The sequence below is a fragment of the Sphingobacterium sp. UDSM-2020 genome (assembly GCF_016132525.1).
Lineage (GTDB): Bacteria > Bacteroidota > Bacteroidia > Sphingobacteriales > Sphingobacteriaceae > Sphingobacterium > Sphingobacterium anhuiense.
In genome coordinates this window covers 407951-433985 of the sequence record NZ_CP066166.1, presented here as the reverse complement: position 1 = coordinate 433985, position 26035 = coordinate 407951, and the positions used below count along the sequence as shown (strand labels likewise).

25 protein-coding genes and 1 tRNA gene are annotated in these 26035 nt (G+C 34.3%); 18 read left to right on the top strand and 8 right to left on the bottom strand.

Translation table 11 applies throughout. The features are described from left to right. Positions 1-58: 58 nt before the first annotated feature. Positions 59-146, bottom strand: a tRNA-Ser gene (locus tag JAZ75_RS01815). Between the two features lie 123 nt (positions 147-269). After that, positions 270-1154, bottom strand: a complete 885-nt coding sequence (locus tag JAZ75_RS01810) for a bestrophin family protein (RefSeq protein WP_132772019.1) — start codon at positions 1152-1154, stop codon at positions 270-272. A 68-nt stretch (positions 1155-1222) separates the two neighbouring features. On the opposite strand from JAZ75_RS01810, the gene JAZ75_RS01805 reads away from it, so the two are divergent. The 3 genes from JAZ75_RS01805 (at position 1223) to trxA (ending at position 3297) form a co-directional block, all read left to right on the top strand. Beyond that, a complete protein-coding gene (locus JAZ75_RS01805; protein WP_021191938.1) occupies positions 1223-2077 on the top strand; it encodes a glycoside hydrolase family 25 protein in 855 nt (284 codons plus the stop codon). Between the two features lie 180 nt (positions 2078-2257). Then, complete coding sequence (locus JAZ75_RS01800; protein ID WP_021191937.1) at positions 2258-3001, top strand: rhodanese-like domain-containing protein; 744 nt, start codon at positions 2258-2260, stop codon at positions 2999-3001. Further along, positions 3001-3297 (top strand): thioredoxin, encoded by a 297-nt coding sequence (gene trxA, locus JAZ75_RS01795; protein ID WP_132772016.1) that lies wholly within the window; start codon positions 3001-3003, stop codon positions 3295-3297. Before JAZ75_RS01800 ends, trxA begins: the two co-directional genes overlap by 1 nt. A gap of 12 nt (positions 3298-3309) precedes the next feature. Here the strand turns inward: trxA and JAZ75_RS01790 are convergent, their stop codons facing one another. Both JAZ75_RS01790 and JAZ75_RS01785 read right to left on the bottom strand, forming a co-directional pair. Further along, a complete protein-coding gene (locus JAZ75_RS01790) occupies positions 3310-4608 on the bottom strand; it encodes a hemolysin family protein (RefSeq protein ID WP_132772015.1) in 1299 nt (432 codons plus the stop codon). A 138-nt stretch (positions 4609-4746) separates the two neighbouring features. Further along, the gene (locus JAZ75_RS01785; RefSeq protein WP_021189723.1) at positions 4747-6090 is read right to left on the bottom strand and encodes a Gfo/Idh/MocA family protein; all 1344 of its coding nucleotides are present in this window, start codon (positions 6088-6090) and stop codon (positions 4747-4749) included. Between the two features lie 253 nt (positions 6091-6343). Between JAZ75_RS01785 and JAZ75_RS01780 the strand changes: the two genes are divergently transcribed. Then, a complete protein-coding gene (locus JAZ75_RS01780) occupies positions 6344-7456 on the top strand; it encodes a phosphotransferase enzyme family protein (protein ID WP_021189724.1) in 1113 nt (370 codons plus the stop codon). 67 nt (positions 7457-7523) lie between these two features. Next, positions 7524-8177 (top strand): carbohydrate-binding family 9-like protein, encoded by a 654-nt coding sequence (locus tag JAZ75_RS01775; protein ID WP_021189725.1) that lies wholly within the window; start codon positions 7524-7526, stop codon positions 8175-8177. Between the two features lie 23 nt (positions 8178-8200). Here JAZ75_RS01775 and JAZ75_RS01770 read toward each other — a convergent pair whose 3' ends face one another. After that, entirely contained in the window at positions 8201-8539 is a 339-nt protein-coding gene (locus tag JAZ75_RS01770; protein ID WP_021189726.1) for a DUF2853 family protein, read from the bottom strand. A 239-nt stretch (positions 8540-8778) separates the two neighbouring features. Here JAZ75_RS01770 and JAZ75_RS01765 point away from each other — a divergent pair, with 239 nt between their 5' ends. From JAZ75_RS01765 to JAZ75_RS01740, 6 genes are all read left to right on the top strand, one after another. Next, positions 8779-9027 carry a type B 50S ribosomal protein L31 gene (locus tag JAZ75_RS01765; RefSeq protein WP_021189727.1) on the top strand — a complete coding sequence of 83 codons (249 nt, stop codon included), beginning with the start codon at positions 8779-8781 and terminating at the stop codon, positions 9025-9027. Positions 9028-9105: 78 nt separating this feature from the next. Further along, on the top strand, positions 9106-10326 hold the full coding sequence (locus tag JAZ75_RS01760; protein WP_021189728.1) for a putative sugar nucleotidyl transferase: 1221 nt from the start codon (positions 9106-9108) through the stop codon (positions 10324-10326). A gap of 6 nt (positions 10327-10332) precedes the next feature. Beyond that, positions 10333-11100 (top strand): triose-phosphate isomerase, encoded by a 768-nt coding sequence (gene tpiA / locus JAZ75_RS01755; protein ID WP_021189729.1) that lies wholly within the window; start codon positions 10333-10335, stop codon positions 11098-11100. Between the two features lie 9 nt (positions 11101-11109). Then, positions 11110-11952: a 50S ribosomal protein L11 methyltransferase gene (gene prmA, locus JAZ75_RS01750; protein WP_021189730.1), complete on the top strand. Its 843-nt coding sequence runs from the start codon at positions 11110-11112 to the stop codon at positions 11950-11952. A gap of 4 nt (positions 11953-11956) precedes the next feature. Next, positions 11957-13327, top strand: a complete 1371-nt coding sequence (locus JAZ75_RS01745; RefSeq protein WP_132772009.1) for a Mur ligase family protein — start codon at positions 11957-11959, stop codon at positions 13325-13327. Between the two features lie 73 nt (positions 13328-13400). Then, on the top strand, positions 13401-13730 hold the full coding sequence (locus JAZ75_RS01740) for a helix-turn-helix domain-containing protein (RefSeq protein WP_021189733.1): 330 nt from the start codon (positions 13401-13403) through the stop codon (positions 13728-13730). A gap of 119 nt (positions 13731-13849) precedes the next feature. Here JAZ75_RS01740 and JAZ75_RS01735 read toward each other — a convergent pair whose 3' ends face one another. From JAZ75_RS01735 to JAZ75_RS01725, 3 genes are all read right to left on the bottom strand, one after another. Continuing rightward, positions 13850-14020: a hypothetical protein gene (locus JAZ75_RS01735; RefSeq protein ID WP_165902458.1), complete on the bottom strand. Its 171-nt coding sequence runs from the start codon at positions 14018-14020 to the stop codon at positions 13850-13852. Positions 14021-14173: 153 nt separating this feature from the next. Further along, on the bottom strand, positions 14174-14734 hold the full coding sequence (gene scpB, locus JAZ75_RS01730; RefSeq protein WP_132772008.1) for an SMC-Scp complex subunit ScpB: 561 nt from the start codon (positions 14732-14734) through the stop codon (positions 14174-14176). Positions 14735-14739: 5 nt separating this feature from the next. After that, positions 14740-15864 carry a CofH family radical SAM protein gene (locus JAZ75_RS01725; protein WP_021189736.1) on the bottom strand — a complete coding sequence of 375 codons (1125 nt, stop codon included), beginning with the start codon at positions 15862-15864 and terminating at the stop codon, positions 14740-14742. A gap of 266 nt (positions 15865-16130) precedes the next feature. Here JAZ75_RS01725 and JAZ75_RS01720 point away from each other — a divergent pair, with 266 nt between their 5' ends. The 7 genes from JAZ75_RS01720 to JAZ75_RS01690 all read left to right on the top strand — a co-directional run bounded on the left by JAZ75_RS01720 (position 16131) and on the right by JAZ75_RS01690 (position 25999). Next, positions 16131-17447: a D-alanyl-D-alanine carboxypeptidase gene (locus JAZ75_RS01720; protein WP_132844051.1), complete on the top strand. Its 1317-nt coding sequence runs from the start codon at positions 16131-16133 to the stop codon at positions 17445-17447. Between the two features lie 51 nt (positions 17448-17498). After that, entirely contained in the window at positions 17499-18797 is a 1299-nt protein-coding gene (locus tag JAZ75_RS01715; protein WP_021189739.1) for an MFS transporter, read from the top strand. A 24-nt stretch (positions 18798-18821) separates the two neighbouring features. Next, positions 18822-19550, top strand: coding sequence for a (Fe-S)-binding protein (locus JAZ75_RS01710; protein ID WP_208699937.1), 729 nt, complete (start codon positions 18822-18824; stop codon positions 19548-19550). Between the two features lie 31 nt (positions 19551-19581). Further along, entirely contained in the window at positions 19582-20469 is an 888-nt protein-coding gene (locus JAZ75_RS01705) for a sugar phosphate isomerase/epimerase family protein (protein WP_208699935.1), read from the top strand. Positions 20470-20812: 343 nt separating this feature from the next. Then, positions 20813-22396, top strand: a complete 1584-nt coding sequence (locus JAZ75_RS01700; protein ID WP_208699933.1) for a peptide MFS transporter — start codon at positions 20813-20815, stop codon at positions 22394-22396. 61 nt (positions 22397-22457) lie between these two features. Next, positions 22458-24050: a peptide MFS transporter gene (locus tag JAZ75_RS01695; RefSeq protein WP_021189743.1), complete on the top strand. Its 1593-nt coding sequence runs from the start codon at positions 22458-22460 to the stop codon at positions 24048-24050. Positions 24051-24232: 182 nt separating this feature from the next. Then, the gene (locus JAZ75_RS01690; protein ID WP_021189744.1) at positions 24233-25999 is read left to right on the top strand and encodes a peptide MFS transporter; all 1767 of its coding nucleotides are present in this window, start codon (positions 24233-24235) and stop codon (positions 25997-25999) included. Positions 26000-26035 lie beyond the last annotated feature (36 nt).

The window sequence follows — 26035 nt, the reverse complement described above, 5'->3', positions numbered from 1 at the left end:
TTTATAAACTTCATAAAACAACAAAAGCCCAACTTTGCAGTTGGGCTTTATTTTTTGTTGGCGGAGAGCGAGGGATTCGAACCCCCGGACCTATGACAGTCAACAGTTTTCAAGACTGCCGCATTCGACCACTCTGCCAGCTCTCCGCCACAAAAGTAGAAAAATTCATTTAGTCGCCAAAACTTATTTTTTACTCCATTGAAAATGAGGGAGATTAATTTTTTAAGCTATATTTTAGTTAAAAAAAAGGCTTAAATTACTTTTAAAGGCTATGGAAGTAAGATTTCATAACAGTGTTTTTTGATGTTCTGTGCGATTTTATCAATCGGTAAATCATCACTATCTGTTCCGAAAGGTTCTTCAATGGATTCGCCAATTAATTCTAATGATGCTAATACATAAAATATAAATGGTACTGCTGCAATCACAAAATAACCAATTGAAAAGACGTATCCGATGGGTAGTGTTGCTGTATAAAGGATGATGAACTTTTTTATGAATGCATTATAGGATAGCGGTATTGGTGTGTTTTTAATCCGTTCACATGCTCCACATACATTGGTGAAAGATTCAAGTTCATTGTTTATAATTCGAAATTGATCTCCTGTTATTTTTCCTTCCTTATAGAGGGAATTTGTTTTTTTAAAAATTAATGATGCTACCTGATTGGGACCATGTTTTTGATCATCCAGATTTTCTAATTCCGGATGTGACACTTCATCAAGCATAAATTTGGTGTAGTCCGAACGAAGAAAGGTATAGAGTGTTTCTGCATAAAGCGGAATTGCTTTCCTATAAAAACTGCGGTTTACCTTATCATCGCTTTCCAGAAATGCATTCATTTTATAGGATAAACTTCTACTGATGTTTGTTAGTGAACCCCATTGTTTTCTAGCTTCCCACCAACGGTCGTACGCAGTATTAGTTCTAAATACAAGCAAAAGGGAGAGTACGAATCCAAGTAAGCTATGAACTATTGTGATATTTTTAATCCAACTTTTTTCAGCTAGTTTTAAATATTCCAGTTCTAGGTACGCAATGCCCCAAGAATATAAAGATGCTAAGATAAGATATGGAAATAATTTACGGAAAGTATCCGTTTTATGGAGTTTGAGAGTTGAAGTAAGCCAATCTTTTGGGTTGTAAACAATCATAGACAAAAATACAAAATGTTTATTTTAATTTTGATTCTTTGTAAAAGATAGATTAAATTCATTGCCAAATGAAGAAAAAGAAAGTTCAGCGCAAGAAATCAGGCGAGATCACAGATGACAATGGTAAAAGATGGAAGTATATCGCATTTTCTGGAGCTTTTATTCTTCTTGTTCTTTTAGCGTTTGCATGGCATTATCGTGCGGGAATTAGATATTACCTCAGTACTTTGGGGAAAGCTCGAGGAACTGCTCATAAAGAGGCTAAATATGATATTCGAAATGTGGAGATTATGTCGAGCCATTCAGATAAGATTTTTGGTTTAGATATATCGCAATATCAAGGTGATATTAACTGGATAGAAGTTAATACAATCAATGATCAATTTCCAATAGATTTTATTTTTGTAAGGGCAACGATGGGTGAAAGTAAGGTGGATGATCGATTTGATGATAATTGGAAAGCAGTTGCTACTAGAGCGAATTTAAGAGGGGCTTATCACTATTTTAGACCAAATGAAAATTCCGTTAAGCAGGCTAAAAATTTTATTAAGACTGTTAAACTTGAATCAGGAGATCTACCGCCTGTACTAGATATTGAGGAATTGCCTAAACATCAATCCATGGACAGTCTGAAAGTTGGTTTAAAACGGTGGCTGGACGAAGTTGAATCACATTATAGGGTAAAGCCTATTTTGTATTCAGGAGATAAATATTATACAGATTTTCTTCAAAAAGAATTTAGTAATTATATTTTATGGATTGCCAATTATAATTTTTGGGTCGAAGATCTTAAAGATCATTGGAATTTTTGGCAGTTTTCCGAGAAGGGGACTGTTAGAGGGATTAACGGGAATGTGGATCTAAATATCTTCAATGGTACTATTGAAGAACTTGAAAAAATTACTATTCCTTTTAAAAATTGAAATTACATAATCTTGAGACAATAAATACAGAGGATGCTTAAGGGGGGATGTTCCTCTTTGAAATTTATAAACATACATCATTATTTTCTGGTGGAAGCGATCAGCATCGCACATCAATTCACAAAAGAAGTTGAAAGTATCGGTTTTAATTGCTTTATCTTCTTTTAAAAATTAATACAGATGAAAAAAGAATATTTAACTTATATAGTTGGCGCGTGTGCAACAGTATTTTTTATTTTAACATTTACACAGATCGGTTTTGGAAAAGCAATATCGGAAAGTGAAAAGAGATCTCCTTCTATTTCGCTTATCCCTCCTGTTTCAGCTTTGAATTTAACGCAATTTATGTCATTGGAAGCAACAGGAGCATTGGTGTTAGATACCAGGTCGGTAAAAGATTTTGCAGCAGGTTATATTCCTAAGTCGGTGTTTATCGGTTGGAACGGCCCATTTAAAGCTTGGGTTCCAAAAATATTAGCCAACAAAGACCAACCGATTATACTCCTTTCAGATCAGGAAACAGTAGCACAGGTATGCTTAACATTGGAAGAATTAGGCTATACGCATATATTAGGGTATCTTGAGGGAGGTGTGCGTAGTTATAAAAAGCAGTACCTTTTAGATTCTATACCAGAGGTCGATGCTTCGACTTATTTAGATTTATCAAACGAAGGTCAAATAATAGATGTCCGGTCGGAAAAAGAGTTTGCCACAGGGCATATTGACAATGCTATGAATTTTCCATTAAAAGATTTAGGTAACTTTAATCTAGATTTACCAGACAATAAGAATTATTATGTCCAATGTCTTTCTGGATATCGTAGTATGATTGCTATGTCTATTTTGAAGAAGAAGGGCTTTGAGCATGTAATAAATATTAGAGGTGGATATCAGGCATTGAAACAATTAAAAGAGGAGAAATAATGGCTACATTCGATGAGATTATTAAATCAAATAATGTTGTACTGGTAGACTTCTTTGCAACTTGGTGTGGACCGTGTCAGACCATGGCACCCATATTACAAGATGTAAAAGAGTTTTATGATGAAAGTTTGTCAATTATAAAAATTGATGTGGATAAAAATCCTAAGATAGCATCCATTTATAAAGTAAGTGGAGTTCCTACTTTTGTATTATTTAAAAATGGTACTCAAGTATGGAGGCAAAGTGGAATGATTACTAAAACAGATCTACATAAGCTTATTGATGCTCACAAATAAAAAAGGAGATGATTAATCATCTCCTTTTTTTCTGAATGAAATTTTATCAATTCGATTACCATCCATATCCAAGACTTCAAATTTTATATTTTTGTACTGGACCTGTTCTCCTTCTTCAGGAACGTGGTCAAGGAGCAAAAATACAAGTCCACCTAAAGTGGTAATATTATTTATTTCATCTTCGTCTTCTTCAGAGAGACCAATTTCAAACTCTTCCATAAACTTATCCAGTTGGTATTGCCCATCTGCAATATAGGATCCGTCCTCACGTTTACGGATTCGAGGTCTGTCGATTGATTGATCTTCAGGTAAATTACCTACCAGGTCAGATAGAATATCCCGAAGGGTAATAACGCCTTGTGTAGAGCCATATTCATCAATTACGATAGCCTGGTGTATATGCGATGCTCTCAGGCTTGTTAAAATACTGTAAGCGGAGCTATGCTCGTTAACAAATTTAATAGGTTCTATCAAACTGTTTAAATCTATCGGTTTTTCTTTTAAATATTGTGAAAGTAATTTTTTTACATGTACGACTCCTTTTATGTTATCAAGATTACCTTCGCAAATTGGGTACATGGTATGCTCCGTGTTCATAATGATATGTCGATGTTCTTCGAAACTATCTTCTAGGTCTAAAAAAGCAATATTACTTCTATGGGTCATTAGATTTATTGCTTTTTTATCGCCTAAGCTTAATAATCGGTCTACAATATCGTGTTCTATCCCCTCAATAGCTCCACTATCCACTCCTTCATCGACCAATGCTTTTATTTCTTCTTCTGTTACTGAATTGTGTGTGCTTTTGATATTAAATAGTTTGACAATACAATCTGTTGAAATACTGAGTAGCCAGACAAAGGGACGAACTATTTTACTCAGTAGATTCATTGGGTAAGCGATGACCATGGCATACTTTTCTGGAATAGCCATACCGATTCTTTTTGGCACTAGTTCTCCAAGTACCAAAGAAAAAAAAGTGATGATAAAAACAACGATTACTACAGACAACTGTTCACTGTATGGTGCTAAAAATGAGATTTGAACAAATATCTGCTTCAGGTAGACTGCAATACTTCCGCCGCTAAAAAAACCTGTTAGAATCCCTATTAAAGTAATTCCTATTTGAACAGTGGATAAAAAATTGTTTGGAGATTCTTTTAAAGCTAAGGCTATTTTAGCTGCAGGGTTATTTTTGTCAGATGCTGCTTGCAGTCGGGCTTTTCTACTGGAGACGATTGCAATTTCTGATGCAGATAATACTCCATTTAGAATAATTAGAGCTAATATAATAAGGACTTCTGTGAGCATGTTTTTTTTATACTTAGGCTAAATGTAGTAAATTTTTAGAAATTTATATGTAAAAAAGATTGAGAGATCTCTTTTGTCAGGGCATTAGCCTTCGTCTATAACATAAAAAGGCTTCTATTTAGAAGCCTTTTTATTATTTTACAATCCACTATCATCTAGCATGAATGTGTTTTTCTTTGTTTTCCATTTTCCGGAAGTAAAATCAGGAAATTCAACAGTTTTATTACCTTGTTTAATTGATTCTGTTGATAATGGGAATACTGCACTCATTGTAACAGAGTCGTAAACATCGAAAGGAGTTTGTTTTCCTTGTTTGGTAGCTTGGATAAAAGAGTTGAAGACAAACCAGTCCATTCCACCGTGACCTGAGCCTGTTGCTAATGTTTCATACTTTTTCCAAATTGGGTGATCGTATTTATCTACCCATTCCTTTGCAGGGTCCCAAGTATGAGGTTTTGATTTCCCTTCAATATGGATACCTTGTGCAACGTCCATCCAGATTCCCTCTGTACCTTGAACACGGAAACCGATTGAGTATGGTCTTGGCAAGTGCGTATCATGTGTTAACATGATAGTCTCTCCATTTTGACACTGAATCATTGTTTGGGTGATATCACCATTTTTATAATTCAATTTTGCATTTGGATGACCTGGAGATTGTTTTTCAACATATGCAGCCAAGCCTCTCGCTTTACTCGAGTAAGACGTCAGGTGTGTAAAACGATTTCCAGCATTAATATTAACGAAAGGAAGAATTGGACCTAAACCGTGCGTCGGATATAAATCACCATCTTGTTCTACGTTATATTTTGTGCGCCATTGTGCCTCAGAAATTGCTTTAGGGCCAAATTCTACACCTTTACCGTAGTAGCTTTTTCCATCATTAAAAAGAACTTCACGTAAATCATGTTGGTAACCACCTTCTAAATGAAGTAATACTCCAAATAATCCTTGGCGGTGCATGTTAAGAACAGCCAATACATCACGACGATATGCCACATTTTCTAAAGTCATGTAAGGTTTCCCTGTTTGTTCAGATGCTTTTACTACATCCCAGTGATCTTGTACTGTTAGTCCTGCAATAACTTCGCAACCTACATATAGGCCTGCCTTCATGGAGTCAATTGCTTGATCTTTGTGAAATTCCCAAGGAGTTGCAATGATTACAGCATCTAACTTTTCTTTACTTAACATTTTCTTGTAAGCATCGATACCGCCAGTGTATTCTTTCGGAAGTTTAATTCCTTTTTTATCAAATTGCTTACGACATTGTGATAAAGATTCTTCTTGTGTATCACAAATTGCAACAACTTCAACATCGTCGCGGTTTAATGCGATAGCAATATGGTTACGGCCTCTAAGTCCTACTCCAATAAATGCTAACCTAACTTTACCATCTTTTGCAAATAAATCTGTACTAGAAAGGATACCCAGTCCAGCAGTTGTAAGTGCTGTAGATTTTATGAAATTTCTTCTGTCCATAATTTTTGTTCTTTTATAATCAGGATATTAAATATCCCTTTTAAGTTATATTGTGAGTTTAGTGTGATATAACTTAATTCGCTATCAAACAAATATATAAAATTGGAAATACAAACTTAATGTGCAAACGTTTGTCTAAAATGAAAAAAAAGAACAAACGTTTGTGTTGATATTTTATTAGCACTTTTCACAACTATTTGGGATATTGCAGTCCAGTTAAAAACTTAATTATTTATAGTTAGTATAATTTTTAATGTCAAATTCGAATCAAATGAATGGTCTGAAAGCAGCAGCAGCGTTTTCTTTAAGTGAAGATATCATAAGTGTGGAAGCTTTTGGTTCAGGACATATCAACGATACATATCGTGTAACAACAAGAAATACCATTGGTAAAACCTTTTTATTACAAAGGATAAATCATCATATTTTTCAAAATGTTGATGGTCTCATGTTAAACATTAAACATGTCACCGATCATTTAAAAACTAAAATTGCGCATTTACCAATTGAAATTCAAGAGTCAAGGGTACTCACTATAATTCCGACTAAATCAAATGATTTATATCATCTTGATGAAGATGGAGATTATTGGCGGATGTTTATTCTTATTGATGGTACCAAAAGCTACGATGTTGTGGAGACGACAACGCAAGCTTCAGAGGGAGGGAAAGCTTTTGGTCAATTTCAATTACAGTTGGCAGATTTAGATGCTACTCAAATTGTTGAAGTATTGCCAAATTTCCATAACATCCAGTTTAGGTTGGATAATTTAAGGAAGGCAATTGCGGCTGATTCACAAGGACGTGTTGAGGGCGTAAAAGATATTTTAGAATTTATCTTCTCTAGAGAGGACCGTATGCGAACAATTCTTGATCTAGCTTCTAAAGGAGATCTTCCTTTACGCATTACTCATAATGATACAAAATTTAATAATGTATTATTGGATCAAAATGATCAGGCGCAGTGTGTGATTGATTTAGATACGGTCATGCCTGGATATGTAGCATATGATTTTGGAGATGCAATTCGTACGATTATTAATCCAGTGGAGGAAGATGAGAAAGACCTGTCTAAGATTGTTTTAAATATTCCTCTTTATGCAGCATACGCAGAAGGATATTTAAATGAAGCTAAAGAGTTTTTAACTGATATTGAGGTGCATTCTTTGTTAGAAGGCGTATTTTTACTGCCATATATGCAAGGTGTACGATTTTTAACAGATTATCTTGAAGGAGATCATTATTTTAAAACAAAGTATGATGATCATAATCTCGTTAGAACCAAAACGCAATTGAAATTGGTTGAAGAGATGGAAAGACAAGAAGAGGAGTTAAAAACTGCCATTAGTTCAGTTTTGCAAGATTAGTAATCAAATAGTAGAGAGCATTGATATTTCAATGCTCTCTTTTTGCTTTAATTTAGTATTATTGTATATGACAAATTCAATCATTATATCATCAATTAATCAGGAAAATAGTGATTTAAAGGGGTACCAATCTTTAAATGAATTATTACGTTCTACATCTTGGAATCATATAAATGTCGCGAACTGGAATGAAGATTACCCATATATTCCTCAAGCTAAGTTTAGGGTAGCGTATGATCAAAAGGCGATAATTATTCAATATGAGATCGAGGAAGAAGTTATTAAGGCACAATATCATGTACACAATGATAATATCTGGGAAGATAGCTGTGTTGAATTCTTCATTTCATTTGATAACAAAGAGCACTATTACAATTTTGAGTTTAATCCTATTGGAGCAGGGTTGATTGGGTATGGCACTAATGTGAAGACTGAGCGCTCGCGATTAACAGAAGAGCAAATTGATCAAGTTGATGTATTTAGTACTATTGAGCGTACTCAAACAGGCTCTAAATGGAGCTTGATTCAGTACATTCCATTTACAGCTTTTACACATAATCAAATTACAAATTCCTTTTTAAAGGAAAATAAGATTTTTGCTAATTTTTATAAATGTGGAGATCATTTACCTCGACCTCACTTTTTATCTTGGAATAAAATAGATCATCCAACTCCTAATTTTCATTTACCTGAATTCTTTGGTGAATTGATTTTTGAATAAGAGTTGGATGACTCTTATTCAAATTATTTGTATAAACTTTCTTTCTTGAATTTCTTAACAAGCAGTGCATATACTAATGCACGGTATTTGTTGCGGTTTGATTTGCCAATTTGAGTAAAAACTTCTTCAATAGCCGCATCTAATTTTGCATCATCTGTAAGGCCTAATTTTTTGATTAAAAAATTGTTTTTTAATCTTTTAATTTCTTCAGGATCAGAAGATGCGATTGTTTCAGCATCTGCTTTGTAAATAGAAGGACCTAACCCTTTTGTAACAGATTCGATAAGAGAGTCTTCTAAGGATAGTTTTAATTTTTTTGCCTCTGCAATATATGCTGAGATTTTTTCATCTAATTTGCTCATAATGTGGTCTTGTTAAATTAAGTAGTTTCTAATTTATGTTTAAATTAAACAATATTCCTTAAATAAGGAATAAATATTATCTTTTTTTATGCTAAAATTGACTATATTTGCAGTAGGAGTAAAGGGTAAAAAATAAATACCTTATTTGGAATATTTGTTACGGAATATTCTTGCAAATAAGGTTTTAATAAATTATCTTTGCACCTCAATTATTGAATATACGTAATCATAAGATAAAAATGAAAAAAGATTTGCATCCTTCAAATTACAGATTAGTTGTGTTTAAAGATATGTCAAATGACTATTCTTTCATCACAAAATCATGTGTTGATACAAAAGAGACAATCACTTGGGAAGATGGTAATGAATATCCAGTTGTAAAATTGGAGATTTCTCATACTTCTCACCCTTTCTATACTGGTAAAATGAAATTGGTTGATACGGCTGGTCGTATTGATAAATTCCGTAGCCGTTATAACAAAAAGTAATTTTTGTTATCCTAAGGGTAGCACAATATTAAAACTCGATAATATCCATTATCGAGTTTTTTTTGTTATTTTTATAGGGTGATAGTTATCTTATTTGATCAGTCAACAGAGTCAAGGTACTTACAATGTTTTAATGGATTAGGGGATCTATTTAACTCTGATTCTTTGTGGCCCTTTACAGAAGTTAAACCTACCGCTTCGTTACGTATTGGAATACTTCCCTTGTTTGAAAAGTGGAAACATGCTTTAGATGCTGTTGTTTTATATGATTGCTTAGACAATTCTTTATCTATCGATGAACAGATTGCATTATCATCTTATGAAGCAGAGGAACTCTACTTTGTGTCTGTAAATGTTATTCCCAATGAATCCTTTCTCGAAAAATTAATTTCGTTGTCGAAGGGCCAGTATCTTAAGTCTGGTAATGATCTACTTGCATTAAGGGCTGATTTTGACGAGCCTTCTAAAGTGAGGGTGGCCCATATACCTTTTGATGAGACCCTCATTCGTGTCCGATTTATAGAAGATCTGTATTTACATGTTGGTACGGAGATTATACGTGATTTTGAGATCTTGACAAAACATTTTTCAGGTGCACTTTATTCTGAGAGCAATACGGTGATTGGTGATCAATTGTATATCGGTAATTTCGTTGAGATGGAATGTGTGACTCTGAATACAAAGACAGGTCCAATTTATATAGAAGAGGGTGCTGTCGTTATGGAAGGGGCTAATTTAAGAGGACCATTGTATATTGGAAAGCATGCTGTTGTTAAGATGGGGACAACGATTTACGGAAATGTTTCAATTGGTGAATGCGCAGTAGTAGGAGGGGAGATCGCGAACTCAAGTATCGGGGATTTTAGTGCAAAAGGGCATTACGGATATTTGGGTTGTTCGGTGATTGGTGATTGGTGTAACCTTGGTGCGGGCACAACAAATTCAAACTTGAAGAATAATTTATCTCCTGTTGAGCTTTATGATTATTTATCGAAAGGATTGCGTGATACAGGATTGATGAAGTGTGGTTTATATATGGGAGACTTCAGTCGATCTGGAATACAGTCAGCTTTTAACACCGGAACTGTTATTGGTACAGGATGTATGTTAGCATTGACGGATTTTTATCCTAAATTTGTTCCGTCATTTACTTGGCTATACGGGGACATAAAGGAAGCTTATCAACTTCAAAAGTTTATTTCTGATTTAGAAGTTGTATTTTTATCAAAAAATAAAAGATTAGACAAGAGACTAATTGAAAGAATTATAGAAATTAATCAATCAACATTTAAAAACTAAAGTATTATGCGTAAGAAAATTGTAGCAGGAAACTGGAAAATGAATTTGGATTATCAGGATGGAGTTAGCTTGTTCTCTGAAGTTGTGAATATGGCTAAAGATGAAATTGTTGGTGACCAACAAGTCGTTGTTTGTAGCCCATTTATTCATTTACATAGTATTGCGCAATTGGCAAAGACGGCTTCTCATGTTGCTGTAGGTGCACAAAATATCCACCAGGCTGAATCTGGAGCTTATACAGGAGAAATTTCTGCAAGTCAAGTTAAATCTGTAGGTGCTGATTATGTTATATTGGGACATTCGGAGCGTAGAGCTTATTTTGGAGAAACAAATGCCTTATTAAGTGAGAAGGTTGATGCTGCGTTAAAGCATGGTTTGTTACCAATTTTCTGTATTGGTGAAACTAAAGAGGAAAGAGAGTCTGGAAAGTTTTTTGATATTATAAAAACACAATTGGCAGAAGGGGTATTTCATCTATCCAAAGAGGAGTTTGCGAAAGTTGTGTTGGCTTATGAGCCAGTTTGGGCTATCGGTACTGGTTTAACAGCTTCTCCAGAGCAAGCTCAAGAAGTTCATGCTTTTATTCGTGCTACTGTAGCGGATCATTATGATCAATCTGTTGCGGATGAGACTAGTATTTTATATGGAGGAAGCTGTAACCCTAAAAATGCAGGTGAATTGTTTGCACAACCTGATATTGATGGTGGATTGATCGGTGGAGCTTCTTTAAAATCAAGAGACTTCTTAGATATCGTTAAAGTTTTTAATAAGTAAAAATCTATTATGAAATATAGTGAGGTAATATTTACGCGAATAGTAGGGGAAGAGTGGCAACAGGATTTGTTTATTGCCGAGCTAGCTGATATAGGTTTTGATACTTTTGAAGATACTGAGACAGGGTTTGCAGCTTTTATTCCAACTGCAAACCTTGATCTTCAGGCATTGGAAACAGTTATTCTTCAACAAGAAGACGGTTTCGAGGTTCGTTATGAAGTGGTGGATATACAAGATCAAAATTGGAATAAGTTATGGGAAAGTAACTTTAGCCCGATTTTAATTGATAATGATTGTTATGTCAGAGCTAATTTTCATCCGGCTAAACCGGAAATTCGTTATGAAATAATAATAGATCCTAAGATGTCGTTTGGTACAGGGCATCACCAGACCACAACTATGATACTTCGTTATATCCTTGAAAATAACTTTCAGAATAAAGAAGTTTTGGATATGGGTTGCGGTACAGGTATATTGGCTATTTTAGCATCACAAAAAGAAGCAAGACATGTATTTGCTGTAGATTTTGATGATGTTTGTATCGCTAGTGTTGAGGAAAATAAGTTACTGAATAACGTTAGTAATATAGAATCAAAATTAGGTTCATATGAAACAATAATAGGTCGGGAATTTGACATCATTTTAGCTAATATAAACCGTAATATATTGTTGGAACAATTTCCGCAGTATAGCAAGTCTCTTCGATTAAATGGAGAGTTGTATATTAGTGGTTTTTTTGATGGGGAAGATTTATCAATTTTGAGAACGAGTGCAGAAGCTGTAGGTTTTGAGTTTGTTTCCAATAAAGTAATGGACAACTGGTGCTCGGCTAAGTTCGTGAAAGTAAAATAATAATATGCGCATACATTTTATTGCGATAGGAGGAAGTATCATGCATAACCTTGCTATTTCTTTGGAAAGGCAGGGGCATCAGGTCTCTGGGTCTGATGATCAGATTGTGGAACCTTCCCGTAGTCATCTCATTGATGCAGGTTTATTGCCTGAGCAACTAGGGTGGTTTGACGAAAAAATTACCGATGATATTGATGCTGTAATTTTAGGAGCTCATGCACTTATCAATAACCCTGAGCTTATAAAAGCGCAGGAGTTAGGGTTAAAGATTTATTCATTTCCCGAATTTATTCAAGAACTTTCTCAAGATAAAACGAGGGTGATCATAGCAGGTAGTTATGGTAAGACTACGATCATGAGTATGATCATGCATGTTTTAAAAACTCTTGAAAGACCTTTTGATTATTTAGTTGGAGCGCAACTTGAAGGTTTTGATAATTTGATCGAAATTACAAAAACAAACAAAATTATATTAATCGAGGGTGATGAAAATGTAGCTTCTAGCTTGAGCAATAAGTCAAAGTTTATGTTTTATAAACCAAATATTGCCTTGATTAGCGGTATAAATTGGAATGAATATAGTACGACAATAACTTTCGATAACTATTTAAAACAGTTTGAAGACTTTATTAATACGATAGAGTCTAAGGGAACTCTGATTTATAACAAAGAAGATAAATATCTGCAAAAGATTATAACAGATACTAAATCTTGTAAAATTAATCGGCATGGATATCAGATTCCTGAATATGCTATTAATAAAGGTACCACATATATTAAGTCTGTAAAAGGTGATATTCCTTTGCAGGTATTTGGGAAGCATAACCTTTCAAACATTGCTGGGGCATATACGGTTTGTGAGTGGCTTGGTATTAAGAAGGAGGATTTCTTTGACGCCATAAAAACTTTTAAGAGTTCAATTCGTTATCTGGAATTTGTAGCAAGTTTCGAGGGATCTGTTGTTTATCAGGATTTTGCTCATACTCCTAAGAAACTGAAAGCAAGTATTCATGCTATTAAAGAGCAATTTCCAAGTCAAAAGTTGGTTGCAATAATTGAATTAAACGCTTATGACAGTTTGGATGAGAAATTTGTCAGTCAATATAAAGATACGATGAATGAAGCGGATCTTCCGGTTGTTTTTATAAATATGGAATCAATTAAGGAGGTAAATAAGTGTACTACACATCTGTTGGAAGACATCCGAAACGCGTTCAATCGATCAGACGTGGACATTGTGACGAATTTAGGTGATCTCTACGATTTCCTTGAGAATTTTAAATCAAAAGGCAATAATTTATTGCTGATGAGTTCTGGCAATTACAGTGGGGTTAATTTGACCGAGCTGGCGGATCATTTTTTTAAGAATTATTAATAAAATTGCCTTAACACTTTGAATAAAAGATTTTTTATTTTATATTTGTTTTGTAAATAAAAAAATCTACCAAATGAATGCACTAGGAAAAAAAATTAGACTACTGAGACACCAAAAAGGGTGGAGCCAAGAGGATGTTGCAAAGAGATTAGATATCTCAATTCCAGCTTTTTCAAAAATTGAAACAGGAATTACAGATGTTAACCTTTCTCGCTTAAATCAAATTTCGAAATTATTTAATTTGTCAGTAGTTCAGCTTTTATCAACTTCCGATATGGAAGAGGATAAAGAAGCTATCAATGAATTGGCAGAATTAACTAAAAAATTGCAATCCCGTGAAACTGAAGTTATCGAGTTGCAAAAGAAAGTTATTGATCTTTACGAGCAATTGCATAAGAAATAGGTTTTATTCAATTTTGGGAATGAATAAAATAAAGGCTTGCAGATATTAATCTGCAAGCCTTCTTACTTTTTGACTGACAACGTAAGTTGTTTTCTATAGATCTTTGTGATTGATTTGGATTAAAATTCGTCTTCGTCTCCGAAATCGTCAAATTCTCCAATAGAGTCAATGTCTTCTAAATTAAAGTCATCTTCTAAGATATCATCAGAATCATCATCAGGTCCATTAAATGAACCAAATTTATCATCTTCTACATTCATAGATTCACTTTTCATCATTGCCGTGTTCATAAAATTATATTTTTTTTTGCTTATTTAATAATGTAAAATTATATAACAAAATTCGAACTTTAAACTTTTTTTGAAAAAAAATAATCAATCTAAAAGATTGATTATTAGTGTTATTCGGTGATTTGTAAATGCGGAGCAAAATTACTAATGTCGTTATTCGACGACCTCACCAATTTCATTGTCTACAGAAACGATATCTTTAAGTTGTGGTAGGTCTCTTACACCATTAATGCCGAAGTGGTTCATAAATTGAGCACTTGTGCTGTACAGCAGAGGTTTTCCTATTGAATCTGACTTCCCAGCAATCTGAATTAGTTTTTTTTCTAAAAGTCGTTGAACGGAGTAGTCACAGCTCACCCCTCTTATCTGTTCGATTTCTAGCTTTGTAATAGGTTGTCTATATGCAATGATTGCTAAAGTTTCCAATGCCGCCTGACTTAACTTTTTCTTGTCCCGATGCAACTGTAATTGATTGATCGTTTCATGGTAAGTTGATTTTGTCAAAAATTGGTAGCTGTTATTAATCACTTTTAATTCCAACACTTCATCTTCACTTTGATGCTTAATGATGATCTTATCTATTAAATTTTGCAATTCATCTTTTGAAATTTCGATCGCTAAAGCTTCTTGCAATACATGTTTGATATCTTGCGACGTAATGCCGTCTTCCGAAGCATATATAATTGCTTCTATGTTACGAATAATATCCTTCACTGATTTTAGTAATTGATGACTTGTTCTACCATATGTTCAGGAAGCTCGCGGAACTCATAACGCTGCGTTCTCAGTTGGGGTTCAAATCCAGCTTCTTTGATCGCTTGTTGAATAGATTTTGCTGTAAATCTATGCGGAGCTCCAGCAGCGGATACTACATTTTCCTCGATCATGATGGAACCAAAATCATTAGCACCGGCGTGTAGGCATAATTGAGCAGTTCGTTTACCTACGGTCAACCAAGAAGCTTGAATGTTTTTAATATTTGGAAGCATGATTCTGCTTAAAGCAATCATACGGATATATTCTTCCCCGGTTACGTCATTTGTAATGCCTCTGAGCCTTTTTAGTAAAGTACCATCATCTTGAAATGGCCAAGGAATAAATGCTACAAAACCGAAGTGGTTTTCAGGCTTTTCAGTTTGAACTTGTCTAATCCAGACAAGATGCTCGAAACGTTCTTCAATTGTTTCGATATGACCAAACATCATTGTTGCTGAGGTTGGGAGATCAATTTGATGTGCTGCACGCATTACATCTAACCATTCTTTACCGCCACATTTCCCTTTTGATATAAGGCGTCGTACACGATCATTTAAGATTTCTGCACCAGCTCCTGGTAATGAATCTAATCCGGATTCCTTTAGGGCTTTTAATACTTCAATATGAGATAGATTCTCTAGTTTAGCAACATGGGCAATTTCTGGAGGACCTAAAGCATGGAGTTTTAATGTTGGATAGAGCTCCTTTAATTGTTTAAAAATAGTCGCATAAAATTCTAAACCAAGATCCGGGTGATGTCCCCCCTGTAACAATAATTGATCTCCCCCGTACATAAAGGTTTCCTCAATCTTCTGTTTGTATGTTTCAAGATCTGTGATGTAACTATCTTCATGGCCAGGTCTGCGAAAGAAATTACAGAATTTGCAGTTTGCAATACAAACATTTGTGGTATTTACATTACGATCGATTTGCCAAGTTACCTTTCCATGAGGTACTTGTATTTTACGTAATTCATTTGCAACATAGCTTAGATCAGCTGTGGCTGCATTATGATATAAATATATGCCTTCTTCTTTGGTTAAGAACTCAAATTTTAAGGCTTTTTCTAATAAATTGCTTACATTCATTAAGAACAAATATAAGGACCTTTTACTTTATATTTATTGATTGTCTGTAAGTTTTCATTAATACTCATACGAAATGTTTGAAGTAGCTGATCATTAATTAAGCAATGTTTTTTAGTGTAATAGCTTTCTGCTTGTTTTCATATTGAAAGCGAATGTTTACTTAGGTTAAATAATAATTGTTTGGCTGTTTCCTTCATGCTCATTTATGACCATGAGGGAAATAAGTAAAACCAGTATTATGTCTCAATTTTCGTAGTTTTACAGGGATGGAATTTTTTAAGAGAATATTTATTGTTTTAATTTTAGTTATTAATATTTATAATGTTAATGCCCAGGTGTTTAGTGATGTTTACGCTAAATTGCAGCAATCTCAAATACTTAACGATCATTTTTTTGGATTTTCCTTATACGATTTAGACAGTAATCGTTATGTTGTTGATATTAATGGTCACAAGCATTTTACACCGGCTTCTAATACTAAGGTTTTTACACTTTATACAGCTCTAGAAATGCTTGGTGATTCAATTCCTGGGTTACAGTATGTTGAAAAAGGTGATTCGCTCTTATTTTGGGGAACAGGTGATCCGACTTTTTTACACAGTAAAATGGATTCACATGTTGTCTACAACTTTTTAAAGAAGACAGAAAAAAAGCTGTTCTTTATTCCAACTCCTATGCAGAATCGTTTTTTTGCTGCAGGTTGGACAATGGATGATTTTGATTCTTATTATCAACCCGAAATTGCAACATTTCCAATTTATGGAAATGTCGTTACTTTTAGGGAGAATTCGAACAATGGTCTGAAGCTTGTTCCATACTTGTTTCAGGAGAAGTTAACGATTGATCCTTCTTTAGATAAAGGTAAGTTTACATTAAGTAGATCATTTGTTGAAAATCAATTCTTACAATCTCGGGAAAAGGTACCTTCCAACTATGTTAACGAAATTCCTTTTAAATATTCGGATACTTTAGCCATTAGATTATTATCAGACACTTTAAATAAATCTATTCAGATCATTGAATATAGTAAACCAACTGAGGTAAAAACTCTTTACTCTAATGCTACCCGGTATGTTTTACGTGAAATGATGTTACCTAGTGACAATTACCTAGCTGAGCAAATTCTCATGATGATATCACTACAGAAATTTAAGATGTTTGATACTTATTTAGTCCGCAACTGGATGAAGGATCATTATTTTAAATATTACTCGGATGAAATTGTATTACATGATGGATCTGGGCTCTCTTCTTATAATAAGATAACGCCACAAAACATGATTGATGTTTTAGTGGCTATAAAAAATAAGCTTCCAGATGAATCTCAACGATTTAAACTTTTTTCTACAGGTGGCGTTGATGGTACATTAAAACGTTCATACAGTACTGACCGTGGTGTTCCATTTGTGTTTGCTAAAACAGGAACCATTACATCAGTTTACTGTCAAAGTGGATACTTAATAACCCGGTCTGGAAAAAAACTTGCTTTTTCTTTTTTAAATAATAATTTTATTGATGAAAGAAGCGCGATTATTAGAAAGGAAATGGTTAATATCATGACTTATATCAGGCAGAATTATTAATATTTCAGTTTATACTGCTTAATTATTATTTTTATCGACTAAACCTTCAGTATGTCTGTTATTAAAAAAGATAATAAAAAATTAATTCGTTCTTGGGCCATGTTTGATTGGGCTAATTCGGCCTACAATCTGGTTATTACATCAACGATTTTTCCTGTTTACTATACAACAATCACCAATACAAAAGAACATGGTGATGTGGTTAAGTTCTTTGGGTTTGAATTTGTTAATACGGCATTATCAAATTTTGCTTTAGCATTTGCTTATTTGGTCATGGCATTGACTTTACCTTTTATTTCTTCGTACGCAGATGCAAATGGCAAGAAGAAACAAATTATGAAGTTTTTTACTACTGCTGGAGCAGTCGCATGTATGGGACTCTTTTTCTTTAAGCTGGAAACTTTGGAAGTTGGTATTATTTGTTTTGTGATTGCGGCGATGGGGTATATAGGCGGTGTTCTATTTAACAATTCTTATCTTCCTCTTATCGCTTCTGTGGAACAGCAAGATAAGGTGAGTGCACAAGGTTTTTCCTATGGTTATGTGGGCTGTGTTACCTTACAGATTTTATGTTTTATCATTGTATTGAAACCTGATTGGTTTGGAATTACTGATCCTTCTTTACCGGCAAGGGTTTCCTTTTTAATGGTTGGAATTTGGTGGTTGGGATTTTCTCTTATTCCTTTCAAATATCTTCCTAACATTCCGGCTACCCGAAAAGGTGAGGGTTTGTCATTAATTAACAAGGTAAAAGCAGAAATTTCTTCAGTTTGGGGGCATATTCAGCAGATAGAGGAGATCAAAAAATTTCTTCCCGCATTTTTCTTTTACAGTATAGGGGTACAGACATTAATGATTGTCGCATCGGCATTTGGAGAGAAGGTATTGCATTTGGGCGCGACTAAATTAATTGGTACTATTTTATTGATTCAACTTGTTGCAATTGCAGGTGCATTTATTATGTCGTCTATTTCAGCTCGTATTGGAAATGTTCGAGTGTTGATGTTAGTTGTGGTTATTTGGATCAGTATCTGCATTTCTGCTTATTTTTTAACAACCGAAATTCAATTTTATATATTGGCAGCTTTGGTTGGATTGGTAATGGGAGGAATTCAATCGCTTTCAAGATCGACATTTTCTAAATTAATTCCTGAAGGTATACAGGATACAACGGCTTTTTTCTCTTTTTATGATGTTACAGAGAAATTAGCAATTGTGGTGGGTTTGTTTTCGTTTGCGCTGATTGAACAAATGACACATAATATTAGATATTCGGCATTATCCTTATCTTTATTTTTTGTAATTGGATTGTTACTGCTCGCTCGTCTGTTGCGGTTCAATAAATCCTAAATTTAAATTTTAGAATATTAACATATGAAAGTTGAACTTTTTGTTCCTTGCTTTATAGATCAGTTGTATCCGGAAACGGCTTTTAATACTATTCGACTGTTAGAGAAAGCAGGATGTGAAGTTACTTATAACGCAGAACAAACATGTTGTGGTCAACCTGCTTATAATGCCGGTTTTTGGGATGAGGCAACAGTTGTTGGGCAAAAATTTTTAAAAGATTTTAGTGCAGATCATTATATAGTTGCGCCATCTGCATCATGTACCGGAATGGTGAAGCATAGTTATAATGATTTATTCACGGGCTCTATTGAGCAGTCACACTGTCGTTCGATACAGAAAAATATATTTGAAATTTCTGATTTTTTAGTAAATGTCGTTAAGAAGGATTATTTTGGTGCTGAGTTAGAGGGGATTGCTGTTTATCATGATGCATGTTCAGCATTACGAGAGTGTAAAATCAAAGATGAACCGCGGCATTTATTAAGTAAAGTTCTTGGTCTAGAAATGGTAGAAGTAAAGGATAGTGAAGTTTGCTGTGGTTTTGGTGGGACATTTTCAGTAAAATTTGAAGGAATCTCTTCTGCTATGGCAGAGCAAAAAGTAAAAAATGCCATGGATATGCATGCTGATTACATTATTTCGACAGATGCCTCATGCTTACTTCAGTTACAAGCATATATCGATCAATATCGATTACCAATAAAAACTATTCACCTGGTTGATGTTTTAACAGCTGGTTGGGGTAATATTTAAAAATAAAGAACTTAAACTAAATACTATAATTATGAATTCAAGAAGAGATTTTCTCAAAAATTTGGGTTTAACGGCTGCCGGAGTGGCCTTAATGCCGAGCTTAGATTTGCTGGCAGCACCTAAAAACTGGTTCGATATTTCATTAGCTGAGTGGTCATTGCACAAAACATTATTTAAGGGAGATCTTAAAAATATCGATTTTCCTGAATTAGCGGCAAAAAAATTCGGAATTTATGGAGTTGAATACGTGAATGCTTTTTTTAAGGATAAAGCACAAGATATGACGTATTTGAAAGATCTTAATAATCGCGCTAAAGACAATGGTGTTCGTAACGTTTTGATTATGATCGATGGCGAGGGTAATTTAGGGGATGAAGATGCTACTAAACGTAAGCAAGCTGTTGAGAATCACTATAAATGGATTGATGCGGCAAACTTTTTGGGATGTCACGCAGTACGTGTAAATGCCGCTGGTAAAGGTACTCCAGAAGAAGTTAAAAAAGCTGTAGTAGAAAGTTTATCTACTTTGGCTGATTATCGTAAAAAATCAAAAATAAGTGTTATCGTTGAAAATCATGGTGGTATTTCATCACATGGCGATTGGTTAGCAGATACTTTAAAAACTGTAGGTAAAAAGAATTGTGGAAGTTTACCTGATTTGGGTAATTTTTATGAGTATGATCGTTATCAAGGTGTTCAGGATTTAATGCCGTATGCCAAAGGGGTGAGTGCTAAAACACATGATTTTGATGCAAATGGTAATGAAACTCAAATTGATTACGCACGCATGCTTAAAATAGTAAAAGATGCTAAATTTAAAGGTTATATCGGTATCGAATACGAAGGAAGCAATATCAGTGAAGAAGCAGGTATTTTTGCTTCAAAAAAATTATTGGAGCGTTTACGTCCAACAATTTAATACTTAAGTATAATAGCGTACAAAACTTTTAGATAGCTGAAACCCTTTATTTATGCAAATGCATAAATAAAGGTTTTTTTGTTGAATTTAAATCTCTATTAGACTTATCTGTGGGAATGATTATTTTTCTAAGCTGTGAAGAAACTGCGTGTCATTGTATTACTTTAAGACCATTTAGTACCTGTCTCATGTCGCTAGCATGTTGAAGTATGACTTTTAAATGCTTAAGATAAGGCAAAAACAGTTTTATGAAAAATTCGATTGTTTATACGGCAACTGAATTAAATTAGTATTTTGCAACTCCTTATTTAAAGAAAAACAAATATTAAAACAAACCAAAAATATGAGTCAGGTAAAAGATGATGCTCTTGCCACGCATTTGCATCAGCTGCAAGTAGAAGACATTTTAGTAAAAGGTCATCCAGCGGGTTTATTTGTTTTATTTTTTACTGAAATGTGGGAACGTTTCAGTTATTACGGTATGCGCGCTTTGCTGACAATTTTCTTAATTAGTGAAATTTCAAGTGGGGGATGGGGATGGACGAATGCTGAAGCGATGAAGCTGTATGGTCTTTATACTGGTTTTGTGTTTTTAACTCCGCTCATCGGAGGAGTAATTGCTGATCGCCTGCTTGGATATAAAAATGCAATTTTAATTGGTGCCTTAACGATGACCATAGGTCACGCTTCCATGGCGTTGGAAGGAATAAATTCTAATTTTTTCTTTCTAGGATTAGTACTTATGATTTTAGGTAATGGAATGTTTAAACCCAATATTGCTTCGATGGTTGGAAAATTATATCCCGGTTCTAGTAGTAAGAAAGATGCCGGTTACACTATTTTTTATATGGGTATCAACGGTGGTGCATTTTTGGGTATGATGTTATGCGGTTATATCGGGGAGAAAGTTGGTTGGCACTTTGGTTTTGGCTTAGCAGGTGTTTTCATGTTCTTGGGTATGTTGCAATTTTATTTTGCTCAAAAGATATTTGGAATTATAGGCGATTCGCCCCAATTGCAACAAGTTGATCAGGTAAAAGAAATAGATGATCCTAATGAGTTAAAAACACCTGCACATGTAACCCGTGACCGATTAATTGTTATCGGTATTTTTATGTTTGCGAGTATTATTTTTCATTTAGCTTTCGAGCAAGCTGGAGGATCAATGACAATTTTTGCAAAGAATTACACTCAACGTGTTCTCGAGGGAAATACTGCGGTTATTTTTAAATGGGTCGATGCGGCTTTGACGGTATTTCCAATACTCGTCGTTTCCGCCGTTTTATTTGCTTTAGCAAAAAAGATCTGGTCCAAGTATCCACTTATTGTCATATGTTCGGCACTTTCATTTTTAATTATCTGGATACTTTGCGGTTGGAAATTATTTAGGGAATTCAATTCGTTGAGTTCTGAAGTTACTGTCTCTTGGTTTCCAATGCTAAACTCGTTTTTTATCATCACTTTAGCGACCTCTTTTAGTCGTATCTGGGAAAGAGTTTGGAATCCTTCGGGGCCTATAAAGCTTGCTTTAGGTTTAGCAATTGTTGGTTTAAGTTTTGCAGCGTTGGCCTATGGCAGTTTAGCTATCCCTCAAGGGGCTAAAACAGCTTCAGTGAGTATGATCTGGTTGGTATTGGCTTATTTTCTTCAGACAGTTGGAGAGCTCTGTTTATCACCAGTTGGTCTTTCTTATGTAAGTAAATTATCGCCTCAGAAAGTCATTGGTCTTCTATTTGGTATCTGGTATTGCGGAAATGCGATTGCCAATTTTATAGGAGGTTTTATAGGTTCTTACATAGATGATATTACGGCAACACACTCTATGTCTTATTTCTTTGGTATGTTTACCGTTGTTTCTTTTATATTTGCCTTAATATTGGTTTTGTGTAGTTCGGGGATTAAGAAAATGATGCACGGTATTCATTAATCCATAACTTTTTGTTAATTTGCTAAAATTTTAAACTTAGATAACCCTATTAATATATTATATGTATCAAGAAAGAGATGAAGCTCTTGTTATCCATTTGAAAAAACAAGGTGTGGACGATAAGATGGTAATTGGACATCCTGCGGGATTATTTGTCCTATTTTTTACCGAAATGTGGGAACGTTTTAGTTATTATGGCATGCGTGCTTTACTGACATTATTCTTAATCAGTTCTCTTGCTGATGAAGGATGGGGATGGAGTAATGAGGAAGCCATGAAGCTTTATGGACTTTATACTGGTTTGGTTTATTTGACACCATTAATTGGTGGAATGATAGCTGATAAGTTGACTGGATTTAAAAAAGCAATTTTAATTGGTGCATTGATTATGACCATGGGCCATTTATCTATGGCTTTTGAAGGGATAAACCAAAATTTCTTTTACGTTGGCCTTGGTTTAATGATTCTTGGTAATGGTATGTTCAAACCAAATATTTCCTCCATGGTTGGAAATCTTTATCCAGATGCTAGTGCTAAGAAAGATGCGGGATACACGATATTCTATATGGGTATTAATGCGGGATCTTTTCTTGGTATGTTACTCTGTGGTTATATTGGAGAGAAGGTTGGCTGGCACTACGGATTTGGTTTAGCTGGTGTTTTTATGTTTTTTGGAATGTTGCAATTCTACTTTGCCCAGAAGATTTTTGGTGTCATTGGTGAGTCTCCAAAAGCTACCAAAGCTTTTCATGACCAAAAGATAAAAAATCACGAAGAAGAACCTGAAGAAGTGATTCCTGCTCATGTTGTAAGAGACCGATTGATCGTAATTGCTATATTAATGATTGCGAGTATCGTTTTCTTTTTAGCATTTGAACAAGCGGGTGGATCAATGTCTATTTTTGCTAAGGATTATACACAACGTGTTCTTTCGGGAAACACAGCTACTACTTTTAAATGGATAGATACCATTTTAACCATTGCACCGATGGTTATTGTTAGTGTTGTCTTGTTTGCATTAGCAAAACGTATCTATAAGCAATACCCATTAACTATTATATTTACAGGAATTTCATTTGCAGTTATCTGGTGTTTAGGTTTATGGAAAGTTTTTAGAGAATTTGGCGCTACAGAAACAGAAGTAGCTGCTTCATGGTTCCAAATCTTGAATGCTTTTTTTATCATTTCATTAGCAAATTCATTTAGTAAGTTTTGGGAAAAGGTATGGAATCCATCAGGTCCAGTGAAATTTGCGTTAGGACTTGCTTTGGTAGGTGTCGGTTTTGCCGCTTTAGCTTACGGAGCGAGTGAAATACCTCAGGGAGCTAAGACTGCAACTGTGAGTATGATCTGGTTGATTATTGCTTATTTCTTTCACTCTACAGGAGAATTATGCTTATCGCCAGTTGGTCTATCTTATGTAAGTAAGCTATCTCCTAAGAAATTATTAGGTCTATTGTTTGGATTTTGGTTCTGTGCATCTGCAATCGCTAATTTTATAGGTGGTTACTTAGGTTCATATATTGATAAAATTACTGCTGAACATTCTATGTCATACTTCTTTATGATTTTTGCCATTGTTCCAGCAGCTACAGCTTTAATTTTATTAATTCTAAACCCAGTGTTAAAGAAAATGATGCACGGTATCAATTAATCTGTGCTCATTATATAATATTTAGAAGAGGCGTTTCAGTAGAGACGTCTCTTTTTGTTTTTAAATGATGCCTTATAATAGAGATAATACAATTATTCAGTAAAAAATGCGATTGTTTTTTGTTTCTTTGTAGACTGTTAATACATTTTTTTAATACGCATAAATAGATTTAAATTATTGATATGAGTCAAGCATCTAAGGCTTCATTTTCAGGAGGGACGACTTCTGATTTTTATAAATCAAATGTTTTAGGACAACGATCGGGATTATTTGTCCTATTCTTTACCGAAATGTGGGAACGATTTTCGTTCTACGGTATGCGGGTATTGTTGATCCAGTTTTTGACTGCTGCAGTTCTAAAAGGAGGCTGGGCATGGAGTGCAGAACAAGCCGGTGCATTATACGGTACATATGCGATGATGCTGTATTTAACTCCAATTTTGGGTGGTATTATTGCCGACAAATATATTGGATCACGTAAAGCTGTAATTATTGGATCTATTATCATGACAATCGGTCATGCTTCAATGGCATTTGATACACAGATGATGTTTTTTATTGGTTTAGCCTGTTTGGTGATCGGTACAGGTTTCTTTAAGCCTAATATGCCATCTATATTAGGTGAAATGTATAAGGATCTACCTGAAAAGAAAGATGGCGCTTATACGATCTTTTATATGGGGGTCAATGCAGGGGCATTTTTTGGTATGATGCTTTGTGGTTATATTGCTGAAACACAAGGATGGCACTGGGGTTTTGGTTTAGCCGGAATTTTTATGCTTTTAGGGACATTACAATTTGTGTTTGCTAAACCTTTGATGGGTAATCTAGGGATATTAGGTAAAGCGAAAGACTTAAGTGCTGAAGATAAATTGTTAGAAGATGCTGACAAAAGAAATCCTTTTACTTCTCTTGATTACATCTTAATAGCTATTATCTCGATCATAGGATTTTTATATGCTTTTAATGATCCATTGTCTAAAAATGGTATTATAGATATGTTTAGTGCATTGGACTTACCTTTCCTGAGAGGTCAATACCTGATGATCTTTATTGCTTTAGTTCTTTTCATCTATTTAATTGCATCTCGTATAGGACGATATGATAAAGTTGTAAGGGATAGAATGATAGCTGTGGTATTTCTAGCATTCTTTTTAATATTCTTCTTTATGAGTTTTGAGCAGGGAGCTACTTCATTGGTTATAGTTGCTCGGGATTATATCGATAGAAGTTTAACTGGTGCTGCTTTGACTACTTTTAATATTGTAAATGCGTTATTAACGATTGTTCCTTTGGGACTTATATCTTGGGTATTAATCAAGTTAGCAAAAGCGACATGGAATAAAATTGCTTTATCTAATATCATTTTGATTATTTGTTTTGTACTTATTTGGGGTGCAGCAATCTGGATGTTGAAAAATGAGTTTTCTAAAGAAGCTTCGGAGATTACTGTTTCTTGGTTCTCAACATTAAATTCCTTTTTTATTATTGCTTTAGCTTCAACGGTTTCTAAACTATGGGAGTCTAAGTATAATCCTTCTGCCGCGATGAAATATGGTTACGGTTTAATTTTAGTAGCGATTGGATTTTTGGTCATTGGTTTAGGCTCATGGGGAATTGGTGAAGGTGTTAAAATCTCCATGATTTTTCTAATTCTTACTTATTTATTCCACACTTTGGGTGAGTTATTTATCTCTCCGGTAGGTCTTTCTTATGTTTCGAAACTTGTACCGGGCCGTATGCTGGCTTTTATGTTTGGTATCTGGTATTTAGCTATTGCGATTGCGCAAAAAGTTGCTGCCGTATTAGGTGGACAAGTGGAGACTATTCAGCAGGAATATTCCTTAAGTCACTTCTTCTTTTTGTTTACTGCTATTCCAGCAGCAGCAGGTTTGTTAGTAATGGTATTTAATCCCATTATTAAAAAATTGATGCACGGTGTTAAATAATGAAATCTGATAGAGCTTCCTAAAAAGGAAGCTCTT

Bases quoted from the DNA above. Each gene is read 5' to 3' on its own strand.
- JAZ75_RS01785 (WP_021189723.1), bottom strand. From the start codon at position 6,090: ATGGACAGAAGAAATTTCATAAAATCTACAGCACTTACAACTGCTGGA.
- JAZ75_RS01800 (WP_021191937.1), top strand. From the start codon at position 2,258: ATGAAAAAAGAATATTTAACTTATATAGTTGGCGCGTGTGCAACAGTA.
- JAZ75_RS01715 (WP_021189739.1), top strand. From the start codon at position 17,499: ATGTCTGTTATTAAAAAAGATAATAAAAAATTAATTCGTTCTTGGGCC.
- JAZ75_RS01690 (WP_021189744.1), top strand. From the start codon at position 24,233: ATGAGTCAAGCATCTAAGGCTTCATTTTCAGGAGGGACGACTTCTGAT.
- JAZ75_RS01780 (WP_021189724.1), top strand. From the start codon at position 6,344: ATGTCAAATTCGAATCAAATGAATGGTCTGAAAGCAGCAGCAGCGTTT.
- JAZ75_RS01745 (WP_132772009.1), top strand. From the start codon at position 11,957: ATGCGCATACATTTTATTGCGATAGGAGGAAGTATCATGCATAACCTT.
- JAZ75_RS01805 (WP_021191938.1), top strand. From the start codon at position 1,223: ATGAAGAAAAAGAAAGTTCAGCGCAAGAAATCAGGCGAGATCACAGAT.
- JAZ75_RS01700 (WP_208699933.1), top strand. From the start codon at position 20,813: ATGAGTCAGGTAAAAGATGATGCTCTTGCCACGCATTTGCATCAGCTG.
- tpiA (WP_021189729.1), top strand. From the start codon at position 10,333: ATGCGTAAGAAAATTGTAGCAGGAAACTGGAAAATGAATTTGGATTAT.
- JAZ75_RS01705 (WP_208699935.1), top strand. From the start codon at position 19,582: ATGAATTCAAGAAGAGATTTTCTCAAAAATTTGGGTTTAACGGCTGCC.
- JAZ75_RS01720 (WP_132844051.1), top strand. From the start codon at position 16,131: ATGGAATTTTTTAAGAGAATATTTATTGTTTTAATTTTAGTTATTAAT.
- trxA (WP_132772016.1), top strand. From the start codon at position 3,001: ATGGCTACATTCGATGAGATTATTAAATCAAATAATGTTGTACTGGTA.
- JAZ75_RS01725 (WP_021189736.1), bottom strand. From the start codon at position 15,864: ATGAATGTAAGCAATTTATTAGAAAAAGCCTTAAAATTTGAGTTCTTA.
- JAZ75_RS01810 (WP_132772019.1), bottom strand. From the start codon at position 1,154: ATGATTGTTTACAACCCAAAAGATTGGCTTACTTCAACTCTCAAACTC.
- prmA (WP_021189730.1), top strand. From the start codon at position 11,110: ATGAAATATAGTGAGGTAATATTTACGCGAATAGTAGGGGAAGAGTGG.
- JAZ75_RS01765 (WP_021189727.1), top strand. From the start codon at position 8,779: ATGAAAAAAGATTTGCATCCTTCAAATTACAGATTAGTTGTGTTTAAA.
- JAZ75_RS01770 (WP_021189726.1), bottom strand. From the start codon at position 8,539: ATGAGCAAATTAGATGAAAAAATCTCAGCATATATTGCAGAGGCAAAA.
- JAZ75_RS01735 (WP_165902458.1), bottom strand. From the start codon at position 14,020: ATGAACACGGCAATGATGAAAAGTGAATCTATGAATGTAGAAGATGAT.
- JAZ75_RS01695 (WP_021189743.1), top strand. From the start codon at position 22,458: ATGTATCAAGAAAGAGATGAAGCTCTTGTTATCCATTTGAAAAAACAA.
- JAZ75_RS01740 (WP_021189733.1), top strand. From the start codon at position 13,401: ATGAATGCACTAGGAAAAAAAATTAGACTACTGAGACACCAAAAAGGG.
- JAZ75_RS01710 (WP_208699937.1), top strand. From the start codon at position 18,822: ATGAAAGTTGAACTTTTTGTTCCTTGCTTTATAGATCAGTTGTATCCG.
- JAZ75_RS01775 (WP_021189725.1), top strand. From the start codon at position 7,524: ATGACAAATTCAATCATTATATCATCAATTAATCAGGAAAATAGTGAT.
- JAZ75_RS01790 (WP_132772015.1), bottom strand. From the start codon at position 4,608: ATGCTCACAGAAGTCCTTATTATATTAGCTCTAATTATTCTAAATGGA.